This is a genomic window from Streptomyces sp. NPDC059499 (assembly GCF_042749285.1).
GTDB lineage: Bacteria > Actinomycetota > Actinomycetes > Streptomycetales > Streptomycetaceae > Streptomyces.
In genome coordinates, this window is sequence record NZ_JBHYTT010000030.1 from 1 (window position 1) to 17,295 (window position 17,295).

The 17,295-nt window shown below is 71.0% G+C and carries 13 protein-coding genes; 3 read left to right on the plus strand and 10 right to left on the minus strand.

Annotation, left to right across the window (positions count from 1 at the left end; genetic code table 11):
* Nucleotides 1–130 precede the first annotated feature (130 nt).
* The 6 genes from serA to ACFW9O_RS36275 form a co-directional block, all read right to left on the minus strand.
* Nucleotides 131–1,723, minus strand: a complete 1,593-nt coding sequence (gene serA / locus ACFW9O_RS36250) for a phosphoglycerate dehydrogenase (RefSeq protein ID WP_351179293.1) — start codon at nt 1,721–1,723, stop codon at nt 131–133.
* A gap of 302 nt (nt 1,724–2,025) precedes the next feature.
* Nucleotides 2,026–3,024 carry a ketol-acid reductoisomerase gene (ilvC, locus tag ACFW9O_RS36255; protein WP_329207115.1) on the minus strand — a complete coding sequence of 333 codons (999 nt, stop codon included), beginning with the start codon at nt 3,022–3,024 and terminating at the stop codon, nt 2,026–2,028.
* Between the two features lie 106 nt (nt 3,025–3,130).
* Nucleotides 3,131–3,658 (minus strand): acetolactate synthase small subunit, encoded by a 528-nt coding sequence (ilvN, locus tag ACFW9O_RS36260; protein ID WP_099174327.1) that lies wholly within the window; start codon nt 3,656–3,658, stop codon nt 3,131–3,133.
* A gap of 23 nt (nt 3,659–3,681) precedes the next feature.
* A complete protein-coding gene (locus ACFW9O_RS36265; protein WP_384615397.1) occupies nt 3,682–5,538 on the minus strand; it encodes an acetolactate synthase large subunit in 1,857 nt (618 codons plus the stop codon).
* 217 nt (nt 5,539–5,755) lie between these two features.
* Complete coding sequence (locus ACFW9O_RS36270; protein ID WP_351179299.1) at nt 5,756–8,584, minus strand: EAL domain-containing protein; 2,829 nt, start codon at nt 8,582–8,584, stop codon at nt 5,756–5,758.
* A gap of 268 nt (nt 8,585–8,852) precedes the next feature.
* On the minus strand, nt 8,853–9,803 hold the full coding sequence (locus ACFW9O_RS36275) for a 2-hydroxyacid dehydrogenase (protein WP_384615398.1): 951 nt from the start codon (nt 9,801–9,803) through the stop codon (nt 8,853–8,855).
* A 130-nt stretch (nt 9,804–9,933) separates the two neighbouring features.
* Here ACFW9O_RS36275 and ACFW9O_RS36280 point away from each other — a divergent pair, with 130 nt between their 5' ends.
* The 3 genes from ACFW9O_RS36280 to ACFW9O_RS36290 all read left to right on the plus strand — a co-directional run bounded on the left by ACFW9O_RS36280 (nt 9,934) and on the right by ACFW9O_RS36290 (nt 12,433).
* The gene (locus ACFW9O_RS36280) at nt 9,934–10,890 is read left to right on the plus strand and encodes an aldo/keto reductase (protein WP_384615440.1); all 957 of its coding nucleotides are present in this window, start codon (nt 9,934–9,936) and stop codon (nt 10,888–10,890) included.
* A 93-nt stretch (nt 10,891–10,983) separates the two neighbouring features.
* Nucleotides 10,984–12,201 carry a PQQ-dependent sugar dehydrogenase gene (locus ACFW9O_RS36285; protein ID WP_384615400.1) on the plus strand — a complete coding sequence of 406 codons (1,218 nt, stop codon included), beginning with the start codon at nt 10,984–10,986 and terminating at the stop codon, nt 12,199–12,201.
* Nucleotides 12,202–12,217: 16 nt separating this feature from the next.
* A complete protein-coding gene (locus ACFW9O_RS36290) occupies nt 12,218–12,433 on the plus strand; it encodes a DUF6191 domain-containing protein (RefSeq protein WP_351179279.1) in 216 nt (71 codons plus the stop codon).
* Nucleotides 12,434–12,534: 101 nt separating this feature from the next.
* On the opposite strand, the gene ACFW9O_RS36295 is transcribed toward ACFW9O_RS36290, so the two are convergent.
* The 4 genes from ACFW9O_RS36295 to ACFW9O_RS36310 form a co-directional block, all read right to left on the minus strand.
* The gene (locus tag ACFW9O_RS36295; protein ID WP_384615402.1) at nt 12,535–15,696 is read right to left on the minus strand and encodes an AAA family ATPase; all 3,162 of its coding nucleotides are present in this window, start codon (nt 15,694–15,696) and stop codon (nt 12,535–12,537) included.
* A 2-nt stretch (nt 15,697–15,698) separates the two neighbouring features.
* On the minus strand, nt 15,699–15,920 hold the full coding sequence (locus ACFW9O_RS36300; protein WP_384615404.1) for a hypothetical protein: 222 nt from the start codon (nt 15,918–15,920) through the stop codon (nt 15,699–15,701).
* A gap of 135 nt (nt 15,921–16,055) precedes the next feature.
* Nucleotides 16,056–16,688 (minus strand): hypothetical protein, encoded by a 633-nt coding sequence (locus tag ACFW9O_RS36305; protein ID WP_384615406.1) that lies wholly within the window; start codon nt 16,686–16,688, stop codon nt 16,056–16,058.
* A 52-nt stretch (nt 16,689–16,740) separates the two neighbouring features.
* On the minus strand, nt 16,741–17,295 hold the full coding sequence (locus ACFW9O_RS36310; RefSeq protein ID WP_351182115.1) for a GNAT family protein: 555 nt from the start codon (nt 17,293–17,295) through the stop codon (nt 16,741–16,743).

Below are 17,295 nucleotides of genomic sequence, written 5' to 3' on the forward strand. Positions count from 1 at the left end.
GGCGGGGGGGGGCGCGGGGGGGGGCGGGCGTCGGGGCCCGGGCGGGGCGCCCCCCCGCCCCCCCCCCCGGCCCCCCCGGGGGGCCAGCGCGCAAGCGCCCCGCCGGCCGCGGCCGTAGCGAGGGGGCGGCTCAGTCCGTGAGGTTCACCGAACGGGCCGAGGTGGCGCCGATCTCGTCCGCGATCTCGGTCAGGACCGACTGCGGGACGTCGTCGTCGACGGTGAGCACCACGAGCGCCTCGCCGCCCACGTCCGCCCGCGAGACCTGCATGCCCGCGATGTTCAGCCCGGCCTCGCCGAGGATCTTGCCGACCGCGCCGACGACGCCGGGACGGTCCTCGTACCGCAGGACGACCATGTGGTCGGCGAGCGCCAGGTCCACGTCGTGCTCGCCGATGGCGACGATCTTCTGGAGGTGCTTGGGGCCGGCCAGCGTGCCGGAGACCGCGACCTCCTCGCCGCTGGACAGGGTGCCGCGGACGGTCACCACGTTGCGGTGGTCCGGCGACTCGGAGCTGGTGGTGAGGCGGACCTCGACACCGCGCTCCTGCGCGAAGAGCGGCGCGTTGACGTAGGAGACCGTCTCGTCGACGACGTCCTCGAACACACCCTTGAGCGCGGAGAGTTCGAGCACCTTCACGTCGTGCTGGGTGATCTCGCCGTAGACCTCGACGTCGAGGCGGGCCGCTACCTCGCCCGCGAGGGCGGTGAAGATGCGGCCGAGCTTCTCGGCGAGCGGCAGGCCGGGACGTACGTCCTCGGCGATCACGCCGCCCTGGACGTTGACCGCGTCCGGCACGAGCTCACCGGCGAGCGCGAGACGGACGGACTTGGCGACCGCGATGCCCGCCTTCTCCTGCGCCTCGTCGGTGGAAGCGCCGAGGTGCGGGGTGCAGACGACCTGGTCGAACTGGAACAGCGGGGAGTCCGTGCAGGGCTCCTTCGTGTACACGTCCAGACCGGCGCCGGCGACCCGGCCCTCCTTGAGGGCGGAGGCGAGCGCCTCCTCGTCGACGATGCCACCGCGAGCGGCGTTGACGATCCGCACCGAGGGCTTCACCTTGTGCAGCGCGTCGTCGCCGATGAGGCCGAGCGTCTCGGGGGTCTTGGGGAGGTGCACCGTGATGAAGTCGGCGACCTCGAGCAGCTCGTCCAGGGTGAGGAGCTTGACGCCCATCTGCGCGGCACGCGCGGGCTGCACATAGGGGTCGTACGCGACGATCTTCATGCCGAACGCGGACATGCGCTGTGCGACGAGCACGCCGATGCGGCCGAGGCCCACGACGCCGAGAACCTTCTCGCTGAGCTCGACGCCCGTGTACTTCGAACGCTTCCACTCGCCGTTCTTCAGGGCGGTGTTGGCCTGCGGGATGTTGCGCGCGGTGGCGACCAGCAGACCGCAGGCGAGCTCGGCGGCCGTGACGATGTTGGAGGTCGGCGCGTTGACGACCATCACGCCGGCCTTCGTGGCCGAGGAGACGTCGACGTTGTCCAGACCGACGCCCGCGCGGGCGACGACCCTGAGCTTCTTCGCGGCGGCGATGGCCTCGGCGTCGACCTTGGTGGCGGAGCGCACCAGGATCGCGTCGACATCGGCGATCGCGGGGAGGAGTTCGGCGCGGTCCGCGCCGTTGCAGTGCCGGATCTCGAAATCCGGACCCAGAGCGTCGACCGTGGCGGGCGACAGCTCTTCAGCAATGAGTACGACAGGTTTCGAGCTCACGTGTGTCCTCACAAGTCCAGTGCGGACGGCCGTCCCGACGGCCGCAGGCGGTGGAGGGGCTAGCCGCGTGGAAGACGCACGACACTGTGGGCCCTGACGCGTGTATGTGTTGAGAAGTGTAGTCATGCGGCCGGACGCGATCTGCGCCCCGGTGGAAGGATCACCCGCACGAGGTGGACGGCCTGTACAGACGTACGGTGCCGTCGCCTCCCACCGCCCCTCCCCCCGCAGTGACACGGGGCGTGGGACAGACCGTGCGCCGAGGGGCGGGCCCGTGCGGACCCGCCCCTCGGCCAAGAGGCTCAGGCCTCGTTGTCGACCCAGCTCATGAGCTTGCGCAGCTCCTTGCCGGTGGTCTCCAGCAGGTGGTCGCTGTCGGCCTTCTTGTACTCGTTGTACTTGGGCAGACCGTTGTGGTACTCCGCCATCCAGGCCTTGGCGAAGGTGCCGTCCTGGATCTCGGTGAGGACCTTCTTCATCTCGGCCTTGGTGGCGTCCGTGATGATGCGCGGGCCGGTGACGTAGTCGCCCCACTCGGCGGTCTCCGAGATGGACCAGCGCATCTTCTCGAGGCCGCCCTCGTACATCAGGTCCACGATGAGCTTCAGCTCGTGCAGGCACTCGAAGTACGCGATCTCCGGCTGGTAACCGGCCTCGGTCAGGGTCTCGAAACCGGCCTTGACCAGAGCGGCGGTGCCACCGCAGAGGACGGCCTGCTCGCCGAAGAGGTCGGTCTCGGTCTCCTCGGTGAAGGTCGTCTTGATGACGCCGGCGCGGGTGCCGCCGATGCCCTTCGCGTAGGAGAGGGCGAGCGCCAGGCCCTTGCCCGTGGCGTCCTGCTCGACGGCCACGATGCACGGAACGCCGCGGCCCTCCTCGTACTGACGGCGGACCAGGTGGCCCGGGCCCTTCGGGGCGACCATGCAGACGTCGACGCCGGCCGGCGGCTTGATGAAGTCGAAGCGGATGTTCAGGCCGTGGCCGAAGAACAGCGCGTCGCCGTCCTTGAGGTTGTCCTTGATGGACTCCTCGTAGACCTGGGCCTGGATCGGGTCCGGGACGAGGATCATGATGACGTCGGCCTCGGCGGACGCCTCGGCGGGGGTCACCACGCGCAGGCCCTGCTCCTCGGCCTTGGCCTTGGACTTCGAACCCTCGTGCAGACCGACTCGGACGTCGACACCCGAGTCGCGCAGCGACAGCGCGTGGGCGTGGCCCTGGCTGCCGTATCCGATGACCGCGACCTTACGGCCCTGGATGATGGACAGGTCGGCATCGTCGTCGTAGAACAGCTCGGCCACTGGGTCTTCTCCTTGGTGTGCAGGTGTTGCGTCCCACCGTACGGCGGGGTGCGTCAGATACGTTGTCGGGTCTCGCCATGCGAGCGGCGAGGCGGCCCCTGAATGATTACGCCGAGCGGTCGAGTGCGCGCAGAGAACGGTCGGTGATCGAGCGCGCGCCGCGCCCTATGGCGATGGTGCCGGACTGGACGAGCTCCTTGATGCCGAACTGCTCCAGCATCTTGAGCATGGCCTCCAGCTTGTCGGCGCCCCCGGTCGCCTCGATCGTGACGGCCTCGGGGGAGACGTCGACGGTCTTGGCGCGGAACAGCTGGACGATCTCGACGATCTGGGAGCGGGTCTCGTTGTCGGCGCGGACCTTCACCAGGACGAGCTCCCGCTGGATCGCAGCGGCGGGCTCGAGTTCGACGATCTTCAGGACGTTGACCAGCTTGTTGAGCTGCTTGGTCACCTGTTCCAGGGGCAGGCCCTCGACATTCACCACGATGGTGATGCGGGAGATGTCGGGATGTTCGGTGGTACCGACCGCGAGCGAGTCGATGTTGAAACCGCGCCGGGAGAACAGGGCAGTGATCCGGGCGAGGACACCTGGCTTGTTCTCGACCAGGACGGAGAGCGTGTGCTTGGTGGACATAGGAGTCGGTCTCTCTCTGTCTCTCAGTCGTCTTCGTTGTCGCCGAAGTCGGGGCGGACACCGCGGGCTGCCATGACCTCGTCGTTGGAGGTGCCGGCGGCGACCATCGGCCACACCATGGCGTCCTCGTGGACGATGAAGTCGATGACGACCGGACGGTCGTTGATCGCGTTGGCCTCGGCGATGACCTTGTCCAGGTCGGCCGGGTCCTCGCAGCGGATCGCGTAGCAGCCCATGGCCTCGGACAGCTTGACGAAGTCCGGCACCCGGGTGCCCTTCGCCGGGGCGCCGTCCGTGTCCGCGCCGGAGTGCAGCACGGTGTTGGAGTACCGCTGGTTGTAGAACAGGGTCTGCCACTGGCGGACCATCCCGAGCGCGCCGTTGTTGATGATCGCGACCTTGATCGGGATGTTGTTGAGCGCGCAGGTGGTGAGTTCCTGGTTGGTCATCTGGAAGCAGCCGTCACCGTCGATCGCCCAGACGGCGCGGTCCGGCATCCCGGCCTTGGCGCCCATCGCGGCCGGAACCGCGTACCCCATCGTCCCGGCGCCGCCGGAGTTCAGCCAGGTGGAGGGCTGCTCGTAGTTGATGAAGTGCGAGGCCCACATCTGGTGCTGGCCGACGCCCGCCGCGAAGATCGTGCCTTCGGGGGCGAGTTGGCCGATGCGCTCGATGACCTGCTGCGGCGAGAGGCTGCCGTCCTCCGGCAGGTCGTAGCCGACCGGGTAGGTGTCGCGCCACCGGTTGAGGTCCTTCCACCAGGCGGCGTAGTCGCCGGTGTTGCCCTCGGTGTGCTCCGCCTGGACCGCCTGGACGAGGTCGGCGATGACCTCGCGGGCGTCACCGACGATCGGCACGTCCGCGGCGCGGTTCTTGCCGATCTCGGCCGGGTCGATGTCGGCGTGGACGATCTTGGCGAACGGGGCGAAGCTGTCCAGCTTGCCGGTCACGCGGTCGTCGAACCTGGCACCGAGCGCGACGATCAGGTCGGCCTTCTGCAGTGCGGTGACGGCGGTGACCGAACCGTGCATGCCGGGCATTCCCACGTGCAGCGGGTGGCTGTCGGGGAAGGAGCCGAGAGCCATCAGCGTGGTGGTGACGGGCGCTCCGGTGAGCTCTGCCAGGACCTTCAGCTCGGCGGTCGCGCCGGCCTTCATGACGCCGCCCCCGACGTACAGCACCGGCCGCTTGGCCTGGGTGATGAGCTTGGCGGCCTCACGGATCTGCTTGGCGTGCGGCTTGGTGACCGGGCGGTAGCCGGGCAGGTCCAGCGTCGGCGGCCAGCTGAAGGTCGTCTTCGCCTGCAGCGCGTCCTTGGCAATGTCGACGAGGACCGGTCCCGGGCGGCCGGTGGAGGCGATGTGGAAGGCCTCGGCGATCGTGTGCGCGATGTCCTCGGCGCGGGTGACCAGGAAGTTGTGCTTGGTGATCGGCATGGTGATGCCGCAGATGTCGGCTTCCTGGAAGGCGTCCGTACCGATGGCGGCGGAGGCCACCTGGCCGGTGATCGCGACCAGGGGCACGGAATCCATGGCCGCGTCGGCGATCGGGGTGACCAGGTTGGTGGCACCCGGGCCCGAGGTGACCATGCAGACACCGACCTTGCCGGTGGCCTGTGCGTAACCGGTGGCCGCGTGCCCGGCACCCTGCTCGTGGCGGACCAGGATGTGCCGGACCCGGGTGGAGTCCATCAGCGGGTCGTACGCCGGGAGGATGCAACCGCCAGGGAGGCCGAATACGGTGTCGGCCCCGACTTCCTCGAGAGAGCGGATGAGGGACTGCGCGCCCGTGAGGTGCTCAACGGTGGCGGAGGACGGTCCGCCGTTACGGGCCCGCGGCTGCGGGTGGTGGGCCCCGGTGGCCTGCTCGGTCATCGGCATTCTCTTCTCGAAGCTGAGGGTTTATGCGGCGTGTTTGTGGGGTTTTGAGTGGTGCCGGTGCAACAAAAAACCCCTCGTGCCGTGAGGCAAGCGAGGGGAGCGCGCCGGTGCGGTCTGCAAGGTGTCCATGAGTGACCCTGCTTCAGCCGACGCGCTTTCCAAGTACGAGAATTCGGGTGCGCATGGCATTGACCCTCTCTCCGGCACGCACACGGTGTCAAGTAGGTGGGACGGCCGTCTCATCATGTGAGCGGCTCTGGAGCGGGATCGAGCCACCCGCCAGAACCGGCTGCGCGGTGGGGCCACCGCCTGGAACAGGAAACTTGCCACGAATCAGGGTGCGCCGCAGCCGGTATTCGTCAAGTGGTCCGGAGAAGGCCATCCCCTGTCCGTGCGTACAACCCATGGCACGCAGCGCGCGCACCTGCTCGGGCAGGTCGACCCCGTCGGCCACCGACTGCATACCGAGATCGCAGGCGATGCGCAACAGCCCACTGGTGATCTTGTGCAGCCGGGCGGACTCCACGACACCCTCGACCAGGCCGCGGTCCAGCTTCAGTACGTCGATGGGAAGGCGGCGCAGCGCGTTGATCGCCGCATAGCCGCTGCCGAAGCCGTCGAGCGCGATGCGTACGCCCTGCCTGCGCAGCGCGACCAGGCGCTGCTCGAGGTCGTCGAAGGCGATCCGCGGGTCGCTGTCGGCCACTTCGATCATGAGGGCGCCGGAGGGCAGCCCGTGCCGGGTGAGGAGCGCTTCCACGGTGCCGAAGGGCAGTGCGCGGTCGAGCAGCCGTCCGGCCGACACGCGCACGGACACCGAGACGGGGTGGCCGGCCCTGGCCCGCTCGGCGGCCTGTTCGACGGCCTCCTCCAGCAGCCAGCCGCCGAGTTCGGAGGCGCGGTCGCTGTCCTCGGCCACGCGGAGGAATTCGGCGGGGGTGAACAGGATGCCCTGCGCGGAGCGCCAGCGCGCCTGGGCGGCGACGGCCGCGACGGTGCCGCTGGCCAGATGGATCACGGGCTGGTGCAGCAGCGCGAACTCACCGTCCCGCAGGGCCGTGCGCAGCCGCGCCGCGACCTCGGAACGCCGGACGACGTCGGCCTGCATCTGGGGGGCGTAGAGCTCGACCCGGTCCTTCCCGCTCGCCTTGGCGCGGTACATGGCCAGGTCGGCATTGCGCATGAGGTCCTTGGGGGTGATGGAGGGCTCGGCGAAGGCGACCCCGATGGAGGCCGCCACCCTGACCTCGCCGGTGCCGATCCGGTACGGCTGGGAGAGCGTGAGGCGCAGCCGGTCCGCGATCTCGTGGACCTGGCACTCCCGGGCGGCCTGGTCGCGGGTGCCGTCCCCGACGATGAGCGCGGCGAATTCGTCGCCCCCGAGGCGGGCGGCCGTGTCGGAGGCGCGTACGGACTCCTGGAGGCGGCGGGCGGCCTGGATGAGCAGCTCGTCACCCGCCTGGTGGCCGATGGAGTCGTTGACCGCCTTGAAGCCGTCCAGGTCGATGAAGAGCACGGCGGTGCCGGGGTCGCCGGAACGCCGGCCGCCGAGTGCCTGGCTGACGCGTGTGGTGAACAGGGCCCGGTTGGGCAGGTCGGTGAGCGGGTCGTGCTCGGCATTGTGCTGCAACTGGGCCTGCAGCCGGACCCGTTCGGTCACGTCGCGGCTGTTGAGCAGCAGGCCGCCCTGGTGCCGGTTGACGGTGGACTCGACGTGGAGCCAGTCGCCGGTGCCCGACCTGAAGCGGCATTCGATCCGGGTGGTGGGTTCCTCCCGTGGCGGTGCGGCGAGGAACCGCCGGACCTCGTGGACCACCCCTCCGAGATCCTCGGGGTGGATGATCGAGGACAGTTCGGAGCCGACGAGGTCGTCGGCGTCGCGGCCGTAGACCCCGGCCGCCGCGGGGCTGACGTAGCGGAGTATGCCGGTGGGCGCGGCGATCATGATGACGTCGCTGGACCCCTGCACCAGGGAGCGGAAGTGGTTCTCCTTCTGCGCCAGCTCGTGGGTGAGTGCGATGTTGTCGAGGAGCATGATCGCCTGTCGGACGACGAGGGCGAGCACCACCGCGCAGCCGGTGAAGACCACGACCCGGTCGACGGTGCGGCCCTCGACCACGTTGTACAGGATGCCGAGGGTGCAGACGGCGGCGGCCAGGTACGGCGTGAGCGCCGCCAGGGAGCCGGCGATGGGACGGCTCGTGGTCCGCGGCTCCGCGCTGGGCTCGACAGCGTTGTCCTGGCTGCGACGTGCACCCCACGGCGCATAGGCGAGCAGCAGGGATCCGGCGAACCATCCCGCGTCGAGGAGCTGGCCGGACCGGTAGGTCGAGCGGAGCAGCGGCGAGGTGAAGACCGCGTCGCACAGGACCGTCAGGGCGAGGGCGGCGATGGCCGTGTTCACCGCTGAGCGATTGACGTGGACCCGCCGGAAGTGGAGGGCGAGCACCATGGAGACCAGCACGATGTCGAGCAGCGGGTAGGCCAGGGAGAGGGCGGCCCTGGCGACGCTCTCCCCCTCGGCGTTCGCGACGTGGGCGGTGTGGGCGAGCGCGAGGCTCCAGGAGAGGGTGAGCAGTGACCCGCCGATCAGCCAGGCGTCCAGCACCAGGCAGACCCAGCCGGCCCGGGTGACGGGCCGTTTGGCGAGGACCAGCAGCCCGACGATGGCGGGCGGGGCGAAGCAGAGGAAGAAGACGTCGGCCAGGGACGGGGAGGGCACGGGGAGCCCCAGTACCACTTCGTACCAGCCCCAGACCGCGTTGCCGCCGGCCGCCATCGCGGAGGAGAGCGAGAACAGCAGCCAGGCGGGCCGGAAGCGGCTGCCGCTCCTGCGTGCGTGGAGGAAGCAGGACACGGCGGCGATCAGGGCGGCGATGCTGAGGCCGAAGTCGCCCATGAACAGGGCCAGTCCGGGTGAGCCCCAGCCGACCGCCGCCCCCACGGCGTAACCGGCGCAGATGGCGGCGAGGAGCAGCTGGGAGCGCAGTCCCGCGCTCCGGCCGGAGACCGGCCGCCGGGAGAGCAGCGCCCCGAGGGCGCTCACCGGGGAGCCCCCCGGGTCGGGCCCGGGGTCCTCGGCACCGGTGACCGGCGCCGTCCGCTCTGTCGCGTCGGGTCGTCTCTCCATCGGCCGCACACCGTCCGTCGCCCCCTCGCGTCGCGCTTCCTCCCCGGCACCGCCCCTGCCGTGGCGCTGCCCCCTTCTGGACGATACACCAGAGCCGTCACGCAGGGACATAGCTTCTCTACTCTCCGTGACCACCTGGGGTGTTGTCGGAAACCGCGTGCGGCCGCACTGTTCCGGGACGTGCTCAGCCGGTCGTGAGCACCAGGTTGTGAACCTGTTCCCCTGCGGCGAAGCGGGTGATCTGGCCGGCCAGCAGACGCTTGGCGCGCGGCAGGAACGCCGAGGTGCTGCCGCCCACATGGGGGGTGATCAGGACGTTGGGAGCATGCCAGAGCGGATGGCCCGCGGGCAGGGGTTCGGGATCGGTGACGTCGAGTGCGGCACGCAGCCTTCCGGACTCGAGTTCCGACAGCAGGGCCGCCGTGTCGACGACGGCTCCCCTGGCAACGTTCACGAGCAGGGCGCCGTCGGGCATCGCGGCGAGAAACTCGGCGCCGACCAGCCCTTGTGTGGAAGGGTTCAGCGGGGTGGACAGAATGACGATGTCGGCTTCGGGCAACAGTGCGGGCAGCTCCTCGAGTGCGTGTACGGGGCCGCGCGCGGATGCCCGCGCGGAGCGCGCGACGCGCACCACCCGCGCGCACTCGAAGGGTTCGAGCCTGTCCTCGATGGCCGCGCCGATCGATCCGTACCCCACGACGAGTACGGACTTGTCGGCGAGAGCGGGGTAGAAGCCGGAGAGCCACTCCTCCTTGTCCTGGCCGTGCACGAAGCCGGGGAATCCGCGCAGCGAGGCCAGGACCAGTGCGAGGGCGAGCTCGGCGGTCGACGCCTCGTGAACACCCTTGGCATTGCACAGCCGTACGCCGCCGGGCAGGAGGCCGAGCCCCGGCTGCACATGGTCGATGCCCGCGGACAGCGTCTGTACGACCCGGACGCCGGTCATCTCCTTGAGCGGGCGGACGGCGACCTCCGGTCCCTTCATGTACGGAACGACGTAGAAGGCGCAGTCCGCGGGGTCCGCCGGGTAGTCACGGCCGCCGTCCCAGAACCGGTAGTCGAGACCCTCGGGGAGTCCCTCGATCTCATCGGCCGCGATCGGCAGCCACACGTCGGTGGCAGGTGTCGAAGTCATGGTCAGGAGGCTATGCGAAGGTCACGGGACGGCAGAGGCTACTTTGGGGTCCGGAGTGCCCCGCGACGGCGGGACCGAGGGAGGGTTCGGGGAGTTGGAGCGCAGGACTATCGGTGCGGCGGCACTCGCCGTGGGCGCGGTCGGGCTGGGGTGCATGCCGATGAGTTGGGCCTACAGCACGTCGCAGCAGCGCGGCGACCGTTCGCTGCGGACGGTGCACGCCGCACTGGACGCCGGCGTCCAACTGCTCGACACCGCGGACATGTACGGCCCGTTCACCAACGAGCTGCTGGTCGGGCGCGCGCTCAAGGGGCGGCGCTCCGAAGCCTTCCTCTCCACCAAGTGCGGGCTGCTGGTGGGCGATCAGCACATCGTCGCCAACGGGCGCCCCGGCTATGTCCGTCGGGCCTGCGACGCCTCGCTGCGGCGGCTGCAGACCGACGTGATCGATCTCTACCAGCTGCACAGGGCAGACCCCGAAGTGCCGGTGGAGGAGACCTGGGGCGCGATGGCGGACCTGGTGACCGCGGGCAAGGTCCGGTCGCTGGGACTGTGCGCGGTGGGAGCACGGGCCGAACGGCGGCCGGGGGCACGGATGCACGACGGAACGATCCGGCAGCTGGAACGGGTGCAGCAGGTGTTCCCCGTCAGCGCGGTCGAGGCGGAGCTCTCCGTGTGGTCTCCGGAGGCACTGGAGCGACTGCTGCCCTGGTGCACGGCGCGGGGTGTCGGTCTGCTGGCGGCGATGCCGCTGGGCAACGGCTATCTGACAGGGACGCTGAAGCCGGGCCAGGGCTTCGAACCGGACGACCCTCGGGCCAGGCACCCGCGGTTCACGGCGGAGATGATGGCGGCCAACCAGCCGGTGGTGGCGGGTCTGCGGCGGATCGCGGAGCGGCACGGCGCCACCCCTGCCCAGGTGGCACTGGCCTGGGTGCTGCGGCAGGGCCGGCACGTGGTCCCCGTGCCGGGCGCGAAGCGGGAGCGGTGGGCCATGGAGAACGCGGGGGCGGCCGACCTGGTCCTCACGGACCGGGACATGGCGGAGATCGCCGGTCTGCCGCGGGCGCGCGGGTCGTGGGACTGATCACGCGGCGGGAGAATTGACGGAGATCGGGAACCCGTTGGCCGGCAGCGGTGTAAGAACAGTAGTCATGCGGCCGTCGAAAGGATCGGTGCTGTGCGCGGTGCTGTGTTCGGATCTGTGCAAACTCCTGCGGTGCGCAAGGGGGTAGTGGCCGTGCTGGCGGCCGCTTCGCTGCTGCTGTCCGCCGCTTGTTCCTCCGGCGGTGGGTCCGGTGACACGGCGGGCCGTGAGGGGGACGCCTCGCCAACGGCGAGCTCTTCCTCGCCCTCGCCCGCCTCGTCGAGCCCCGCGGCCGATCTGCCGCCGGCCAAGGGTTCCGTGGAGGTGGTCTCGACGCTCACGGAGGAGCTCGCGTCACCGTGGGGGCTGGCGGCGTTGCCCGGTGGTGATCTGCTGGTGGCTTCGCGCGACGGGGCGACGATCAGCCGGATCGACGGGAAGAGCGGCAAGAAGACCCTGCTCGGCTCCGTTCCCGGCGTGTCCCCCGGCGGTGAGGGCGGGCTGCTGGGCCTGGCGGTCGCCCCGACGTACGGCGCGGACCATCTGGTGTACGCGTACTTCACCACCGAATCGGACAACCGCATCGCACGCATGCAGTACGACGAGCAGAAGCCGGCCGGCCGGCAGCTCGGCGCCCCGGACACGATCCTGCGGGGCATCCCGAAGGGCTCCGTCCACAACGGCGGACGGATCGCGTTCGGCCCGGACCGCATGCTGTACGCGGGCACGGGCGAAACGGGCGACACGGGTCTCGCCCAGGACAGGACGTCTCTCGCGGGCAAGATCCTGAGGATGACGCCGGACGGTGAACCGGTGCACGGCAACCCCGAGGCGGACTCGGTGGTGTATTCGTACGGGCACCGAAACGTTCAGGGGCTGGCCTGGGACGGCCGGAAGCAGCTCTGGGCGGCCGAGTTCGGCCAGGACACCTGGGACGAGCTGAACCGCATCGAGCCGGGGAAGAACTACGGCTGGCCGGACGCCGAGGGCAAGGAGGGCAAGGAGGGTTTCGTCGACCCGGTGGCCCAGTGGAAGACCTCCGAGGCGTCCCCGAGCGGTATCGCGTACGTCGAGGGCTCGATCTGGATGGCGGGCCTGCGCGGTGAGCGGCTCTGGCGGATTCCGCTGTCGGGCACGGCGGACAAGGAACCTCTGGCGGCACCCCAGGCGTTCTTCGAAGGGGAGTACGGCCGGCTGCGGACCGTCCTCGCTGCGGGCGGCGACAAGCTGTGGCTGGTCACGAGCAATCGGGACGGACGTGGCACGCCGAAGCCGGGGGACGACCGGATCCTGCTGCTGAAGGTGCGGTAGCGACTCAACGGGTGGCATGTCGGAGGGAGCACGGACGGTGTTCAACTTCTTCGAGGAGCTGTTCGCGCCGGGCCGTAAGCACACGGCCGAGGAGCAGAGACGGCTGGAGCTGAGCCGGGTGGACCTGGGCATCGGCGATCCGGCCCGGGGCCCGATAGACCTCACCTCCGGCAGGGTGACGGTGCGCCGCCCGACAGCGGACCCGGCCGAACGAGGCCGGTCCGGCGACTGAGGACACCGCTGCCACCGCCCGAGCGGGCACGTGCGGCCTCCGCGTCCGCGTGCGCGCCGCGTCCGCACGTCACCTCACCGTGCCGGGTGCAACACGTCACCTCACCGTGCCTGGTACAGGCGGAACCGGTGCGCGAGCGCGGCGGCCTCGCCGCGGCTGGAGACGTTCAGTTTGGCGAGGATGTTGGAGACGTGCACACTCGCGGTCTTCGGCGAGATGTAGAGCTCCTCGGCGATCCTGCGGTTGGTGTAACCAGCAGCGACCAGGCGGTGCACTTCCTGCTCCCGGGTCGTCAGGCCGAAGGACTCGATCGCGTCCACGGCCGGGGCGGGTGCGGCCGGGTGACTCCCGCCGTCGGCGTCCCCGGCGTCCACGATGTCCGCCTCGTGCACGTCGCCCCCGGCGGCCCCCGCGGCCCTCACTCCCCGCGCGGGCGACGCGAGCGTGATGCGGGCACGGCCGGCGAGCAGCTCGACGCTCTCCGCGAGCGGACGGGCTCCGAGCCGTTCCGCCACCGCGTGGGCCTCGCGCAGGAGGGCCGCCGCCGGAGCTCTGTCACCGGCCGCGGACGCGGTGAGCATCGCCTCCGCCCAGCGGTGCCGGATCCGGGCCAGTTCGAAGGGCCGCTGAAGGGGCCGGAAGGCCGCGGCGGCGCGGGACCAGTGGTCCGGGGTGTCGGCGCCCTCCGCACGGGCCAGTTCCGCCTCGATCAGCACGCCGTAGGCCGCCCATACGGGGACGAGCATCGGCAGCCGCTTGAGGTGGCCGCGGATGCGTTCCAGGATCGCCGGACGGCCCGGCTCGGTGGCGGGCAGCCCGCGCGCATCGGCCTCGATCGACGCCGCGACGTCCAGCAGTGGCAGGGCGTAGCGCTGGGTGCCCTGCGGGAAGCCCCCCTCGGACTGCGCCTCGAACGCCGCCCGCGCCTCGGGGAGCCGGCCCTGCTGGGCGGCCAGTTCCATGGCGTACCGGACGGGGCTGATCAAATGCTGGGGCTGCGGGTCGTGACGGCCCAGAAGGCGCCGGTTCAGCGTCAGTTGTTCCTCCGCCTCACCGTATTCGCCGCGGGCGAGTGCCAGCTCCGCGCGGCGTGAGGCGATGAGCCCCTGGGACTTGCGGGACCGCGCGACCAGGTCCGCCGCGTCGAGGGCCGCCCGGCTCTCGTCCCACTGCCCGAGGGAGAAGTACGACTGGGCCTGGTTGGCCCGGACCCATGCCTCGGAGTCGGGGATGCCGTGGCTGTGGCAGATCCGGATGCCGTGGTCGGCGGCGGCCACCGCTTCCGTGGAGCGCCCCGCGGACTCCAGCGAGGACGGCAGGTTGATGCTGGCACGGCTCATCACGCCCACCAGGTGCAGCTCTTCGGCCCGGTCGCGGACGGTGTACATCTCGGCGATGCCCTCCTCGACGTCGCCCGCGTCGATGGTGAGCCAGCCACGGGTGAGCCGGGCGTGCAGCTGGATGTACTCGTCGCCGACGAGGCGTGCGTACTCCACGGCACGGTCGGCCGCGACCAGCGTGTCCGGGCCCGGCCGGTGCAGGGCGCCCCAGCTCGCCACGTTGGCCAGTACGTCGGCGTGCACCGACGAGGGGTGCAGGCCGCGCACCAGCTCCTGGGCCGTGGCCAGTTCCTGCCAGCCGTCGCCCCGGGACAGGTGGTGCGTCAGCAGGGAACGCTGCACCCAGAACCATGCCGCGCGCAGGGGATCTGTGTCGCCGTCCAGGACGCGCAGGGCCTTCTTGGCGATGGCCAGGGCCCGTTCGCGGTCGCCGCCGAAGCGCGCGGCGACGGTGGCCTCGGCCATGAGGTCGAGGTAGCGCATCGGGGCCGTCTCGGGGTCGCAGCCGCAGCCCGGGTAGACCTCGGCGTAGTCGATCGGGCGCAGGGTGGCGCGTACCTCTTCCGGTACGTCGTCCCACAGTTCCATGGCCCGTTCCAGCAACCGCAGTTGCTCGGAGTAGGCGTAGCGGCGGCGGGCCTCCACCGAGGCGCCCAGGACGGCGGGCAGGGCTCTGGCCGGGTCGTGTGCGGCGTACCAGTAGCTGGCGAGCCGGGGGGCGCGCTCCTCGGCGCGTACGAGGGACGGGTCGGCCTCCAGGGCTTCGGCGTAGCGGCGGTTGAGGCGGTTGCGTTCGCCGTGCAGCAGATCGTCGCTGACGGCCTCGCGGACCAGGGAGTGCCGGAAGCGGTATCCGTCGGAGTCCGGGGCCGGCAGCAGCAGGTTGGCGCCGACGGCTGCCCGCAGTGCTTCGTCGAGGTCGTCCTCGGCCAGCCCGGCGACGGCGGCGAGGAGTCTGTGCTCGACCGTGGAGCCGCCCTCGGCAAGGATCCTGGCGATCCGCTGGGCGTTCTCGGGCAGCGCCTCGACGCGTACGAGGAGGAGGTCGCGCAGCGATTCGGAGAGCCGCGAGCTGTCACCGCAGCACTCCACGCTGCGGGCGAGCTCCTCGACGAAGAAGGCGTTGCCGTCGGAGCGGTCGAATATCTCGTCGACGAGCGCGGCGTCGGGAGTCGCGGCGAGGATGCCGGTGAGCTGCCGGCAGACCTCGGCGAGGCTGAACCGGTCGAGTTCGATGCGGCGGACCGTGCGGAGCCGGTCCAGCTCTGCCAGGAGGGGGCGCAGGGGGTGGCGGCGGTGGACGTCGTCGGCGCGGTACGTACCGATGATGACGAGGCGGCCGTCGCGCAGGGTGCGGAAGAGGTAGGCGAGGAGGTGCCGGGTGGAGGTGTCGGCCCAGTGCAGGTCCTCCAGGACGAGGACGACCGTGCGGGCGGCGGAGATGCGCTCCAGCATCCGGGCGGCCAGTTCGAAGAGACGGGCGGTGCCGTGCTCGTCGTTCGACGTCCGGTCCGCTTCGCCCAGTTCGGGGAGCAGCCGGGCCAGTTCGCCCTCCTGGCCGGCGAGTGCCTCGGTCAGTTCCTCGGGAAGCGCGCGGCGCAGGGCGCGCAGGGCCGTGGAGAACGGTGCGTACGGCAGGCCGTCGGCGCCAATCTCCACGCAGCTGCCGACGGCCACGACGGCCTCGCGGCGGCAGGCCGCGGCGAGGAACTCCTCGACCAGCCGGGTCTTGCCGACGCCGGCCTCGCCACCGATGAGCAGTGCCTGCGGTTCCCCTGCCGAGGCGCGGGCGAGCGCATCGGTGAGCGAGGCGAGTTCACCGGCTCGGCCGACGAACACGGGGCTGACGGTGTTGGTCTCCACATCGCTGAGCATCGCATATGCGTGCGACAGCACGGTGGCGGTGGAGGGACGGACGCCCATCGTCACGCGGCGTGCACGAACCGGTCGCTGTCCTTCGTCACCCGCCCCTCCGTGTCATCGGGTCCGGCACGACGGACGGAGCGGCGGGCGGCCCGGCGGGCGAGGACGGCCTGGCGCACGGTGCGCTGCTCGTCCGCCTCGCGGATCAGCTCGGCGGAGTTGATCCGGTGGAGTTCGTAGGCGTACATGGTCTTCTCCCTGGTGACGACGGCCAGTGGGGGCACGGCTTCCTGCCGTGCCCCCACTGTGGTCTGCCAGGGGGTGCCGTCGCATCGGGCGAGTGCCGCATCCGAGCGCGGTCCAGTGCCTTAGGCCCGGGTGCCGGGTGCCTTAGGCGAACGGTCGGTCCCTCGGTGCGGTCAGCCTCCGGTCGTCGCCGCGGCCGCGCTCGGCAGGGAGACGAAGAGGTCGAAGTACATGCCCACGGAGATGAGTACGCCGAGGACGCCGAGGGCGATGCCTGCCAGCGCGACAGCGCGGATCCAGCCCGGCTGCGGGCGGTCGGAGGGCGAGCCGAAGGCGGGGCGCAGGAGGGCGAAGGCGCCGACCAGCAGGGCGACGAGGGCGAAGAGCCCGTTGACGAGGGCCGTGGTGTGCCAGGCGTCGGCGTAGATCTCGGAGATCTGCTGGGCCGCGCTGCCGCCGCCGGAGGTCTTGATCTGGCCGATCAGGGTCTCGCGCTCGGCGGCGACCCGGCCGGTCCAGGCCCCGGTGAGGGAGACGACGCCCAGCCCGGCGGCGACGACGGCCGCGGCTCCGGCACCGACCCCGGTGGACGCTGCGGCTTCCGCCTCGGCGTACGGGTCGGGCTCCAGGTCGTCGTCGTCCTCCGCGGCCGCGTGCCCTACGGCATCGTCGGACGCGCTGTCGTCGGAGGCGCCGTCGGCGGGCTCCTTCTTCGTCAGGTCCGCCACGGCGCTCTCGTCCGCTGCGGACGTCTCCTCGCGGTCGTCGTCGACGGCGGAGGTGGTCTTGGAGGGGGTGGTCTTCATGCGCCGCACGCTAGGGGGCCAGGATGAGAACCTCCTTAACGCGCGGTGCCGCTCACTCCCGCCCGGCACGCCATTCGGAGGCCAGTACGGACCAGATCTCCTCGTCGTGCCGCACGCCCCGGTAGAGGTAGGCCTCGCGCAGCACGCCTTCGCGCGACATGCCGAGCCGCGCGGCTGCCGCGACACTGCGGGTGTTCGCGGCAGAGGCGACCCACTCGACCCGGTGCATGCCGCGTACGTCGACGGCCCAGTCGATCAGCTTGCGCGACGCCCGGTTCACGAGCCCCCGGCCCTCCCCCGCGGGCTCCAGCCAGCAGCCGATCTCGCAGTTCCCGGTCTCCGCCTCGAATATCCGGAACAGGACGCCTCCGACGAGCGTGCCGTCCAGCCAGATTCCGTAGAGCCGGCCGGTGTCGGCAGCCTGCTTGTCCGCGTACCTCTGGAGCAGGTCGCGCGCCGAGGAGAGGTCCGTCGCGGCTGCGGCGAACGGGATCCAGGGGTCGACGAGGCCCCGCGCCCGGTCCATGTGGGCCAGGAACTCCTCCGCCTGCCAGGGCTCCAGCGGGCGCAGCTCCGCCCCGTCATCCCCCAGGGACACCGCGAACAT